Origin of the sequence: Corallococcus terminator (genome assembly GCF_003611635.1) — a bacterium.
Lineage (GTDB): Bacteria > Myxococcota > Myxococcia > Myxococcales > Myxococcaceae > Corallococcus > Corallococcus terminator.
The window spans coordinates 1-3,091 of record NZ_RAVZ01000572.1 but is presented as its reverse complement, the minus strand read 5'-3'; the positions used below and the strand labels follow the sequence as shown (position 1 = coordinate 3,091).

Below are 3,091 nucleotides of genomic sequence, written 5' to 3'. Positions count from 1 at the left end.
GCTGGGGCGAGGCCGTGACATGGGAAAAGGAATCCCCGCGAAGCAAAGCAGCCAGCCGAGCGGGGGCAGCACGTAACGGGATGTTTTAATGACCCCCGGTGCGCGCGGTACCCTCCCCCGATGGCCGGCGAATCCATGAGCACTCCAGGCGTTCCCGACCCGGTGTCGTCCTCCGAGCCCCCCTCGCCGGAGCACTCCCCCACACCGTCCGTGGATCCGCTGCTGTCGATGCGGCTGGGCGAGTTCATCATCGAGGAGCGCATCGGCGCGGGTGGGATGGGCGTCGTCTACCGCGCGGTGCATCCGCTGATTGGCAAGCACGCGGCCATCAAGGTGCTGCGGGCGGAGCGGATGGCGCGGCGCGGGGAGCAGCAGCTTTTGCTGGAGGCGAAGGCGGTGAACGCCATCCGGCACCCGGGCATCCTGGACGTCTTCAACTGCGGCACGCTGCCGGATGGGCGGCCGTACATCGTGATGGAGCTGTTGCAGGGGCGGACGCTGTCGGAGGTCTTGCTCGAGAAGGGAAAGCTGGACGTCGAGCTGACGGTCTGGGTGTTGGATCAACTGTTGTCGGCGCTGGGCGCGGTGCACCGGGCGGGCGTGGTGCATCGCGACGTGAACCCCGAGAACGTGTTCCTGAGGGAGTTCCTGGACACGAAGCCCACGCTCAAGTTGGTGGACTTCGGCATCGCGCAGGTGCCCCGGGAGGAGTCGCCGGGAGCGAACGGCGCGATGACGGGGACGCCGGAGTGCATGTCCCCGGAGCAGATCCGCGGCGGCACGGTGGGGCCAGCGGCGGACCTGTACTCGGTGGGCATCCTCGCGTTCCAGATGCTGACGGGAGCACGCCCGTTCCAGGGCGAGCACATGCAGGTGATGTTCGCGCAGGTGGAATCCGTGCCGCCCGCGCCGTCCACCAAGGCGGAGGGGATTCCACCGGCGCTTGATGCACTGGTGCTCCAGTTGCTGGAGAAGAAGCCCGCGCGACGTCCGGACTCCGCGGAGGCTGCGCGCCAGCAATTGAGCGCCATCGAAGCCGCGCTGCGCATCCCTGGCGCTCCGCCCGTCCAGGCGGAACCGGTCGTGGTGGCGGCGGTCCCCATCGCGATGCCGACGGTCCTCCCGGTGGCGCCACCGGTGCCGCGGAGTCACAAGGTCGTCGTGGGCGCGGCGGTGCTCATGGCCTTCGGTGTCGGAATCGTGGGGGGACGGGTTCAACACAAGGTCGTTCCGGAGCATGCGCCCACGGTTCCGGCCGCGCGACGCCCCGTCCTGAGGGAGCCGGCCAGCATTCCCAGTCCCGCGCCGGTTACTCCACCCGAAGGAGGGCCTCCACGGGAGGCCCTGGACGATGGCGCGCTCCAGGACGAGGCGCTGCGGGAACTGCCCTCTCCGGCCCAAACGGGGTCGTCCCTGGCGCCTGCGCAAGGGATTGGCGCCACGGCCTCGCCTTGAGCAGACCTACCTGATCCGTTTGTCAGGCGTCTAAGCAAGACGAACCTGGAAGGTCAGTTTCGACCCGTCTGGATCATCAGGAGAATTGGAAGCGTTGGGATTGCACGGCTATTGTCCGCCGGCCGCATGCCCCCTCCATGAAAACCAACCGTCCGTCCGTTCCAGACGATGCGGCGACCGCCTCGCTACGACCTCCGTCGTCCGTGAGGTCTGCGTCTTCCTCCTCCGTCCCCGCCGCGGATCCACTGATCTCCTCCCAGGTCGGGGAGTTCATCATCAACGAGCGCATCGGTGCCGGGGGAATGGGCGTTGTCTATCGCGCCACCCATTGCCTGATTGGCAAACAGGCGGCCATCAAGGTGCTGCGGGCGGACATCGCGTCACCCCGGTTGCAAGAGCGGCTGTTGGTGGAAGCCCGCTCGGTCAACGCCATCCAGCATCCGGGCATCATCGACATCTTCGGTTTCGGCGCCCTCCCGGATGGGCGGCCCTACATCGTGATGGAATTGCTGCGGGGACGGGCGCTCTGCGACTTCGCCCCCACCCCCCAGCGCTTGGACGTCTCCACCACAGTCTGGGTGTTGGACCACATGCTGGCCGCGTTGGGGGCGGCACACGCCGCGGGCGTGGTGCACCGCGACCTGAAGCCCGCGAACGTCTTCGTGGTGGAACTGCCGGGAGCGGAGCCCAGCCTCAAGCTGGTCGACTTCGGCATCGCCAAGCTGCTGGAGTCCCGGGACGGGCCAACGACCCTCGACGGCTCCATCCTGGGCACGCCCGAATTCATGGCCCCCGAGCAGATCCGTGGCGGCGAGGTGGGTCCGGCGACGGACCTCTACGCGGTAGGTATCATCGCGTTCCAGATGCTCACCGGCACGCGTCCCTTCCAGGGCGATCCCGTGCAGGTGATGTTCGCGCATATCGACCGAATCCCGCCGATGCCATCCTCGCGAGCGGAAGGCATCCCGCCGGAACTCGACACGCTGGTCCTCCATCTGCTGGCGAAGGACCCCGCCCTGCGTCCGGCCTCGGCGGAGGCCGCGCGTCAGCAACTCCAGCGAATTTCCCCTGGAGCGCGGAAGGGCTCCTCGCGACTGACGGCACGAAGCGCCACCCGGACGGCAGCCCCTTCCAAGCCGCAGCCAACGCCAGACACGATGACCCTCCTGGCTCCGCGACGCGCGGGAAGCCCTGTCTGGTGGGTGGGGGGCGTGGTCCTCCTCGCGGGACTGGGAGGGGCGTTCTGGTTCAGCCGTCCGGCCTCATCCGAGGCGCCCGCACTCGCGATGTCAGAACCCGCGCCGGAGCCCCAGACGAACGTGGCGCCCTTCCCTGCGCCGCCCCCGACAGAGAGCGATCCCGCCGCACCGACGCAGCCCCCCGTTGAAGGCCCCGCGAAGATCGCGAGCGCGTCCACGGGACAGCCATCGTCTGCTCAGGAAACGACGTCGCCCGAAGACGACCAGGAGCCTGTCCCGCAGGCGGGGAAAGCATCGGTGCGACAGACCTCCCGACGCGGCAAGGACGGAGCCGTCTTGCTGCCCGGGACGAACCACGGGTCCCCGGCGTCCGGAGCGGCGACCCTCGCGTTCATGCAGAACGCCACGAGGCTCACGGAGGTCGTCGGCCCTGAAGC

At 68.6% G+C, this 3,091-nt stretch carries 2 protein-coding genes; both read left to right on the top strand.

Features of this window, described 5'->3' with window-relative positions; genetic code table 11:
- The first annotated feature begins 135 nt into the window (after positions 1 to 135).
- Entirely contained in the window at positions 136 to 1,455 is a 1,320-nt protein-coding gene (locus tag D7V88_RS40180) for a serine/threonine-protein kinase (protein ID WP_158625266.1), read from the top strand.
- Positions 1,456 to 1,658: 203 nt separating this feature from the next.
- Positions 1,659 to 3,091 (top strand): serine/threonine-protein kinase (locus D7V88_RS40175; RefSeq protein ID WP_244238654.1); only part of this gene is annotated, 1,433 nt, incomplete at its 3' end.

Bases quoted from the DNA above. Each gene is read 5' to 3' on its own strand.
- D7V88_RS40180 (WP_158625266.1), top strand. From the start codon at position 136: ATGAGCACTCCAGGCGTTCCCGACCCGGTGTCGTCCTCCGAGCCCCCC.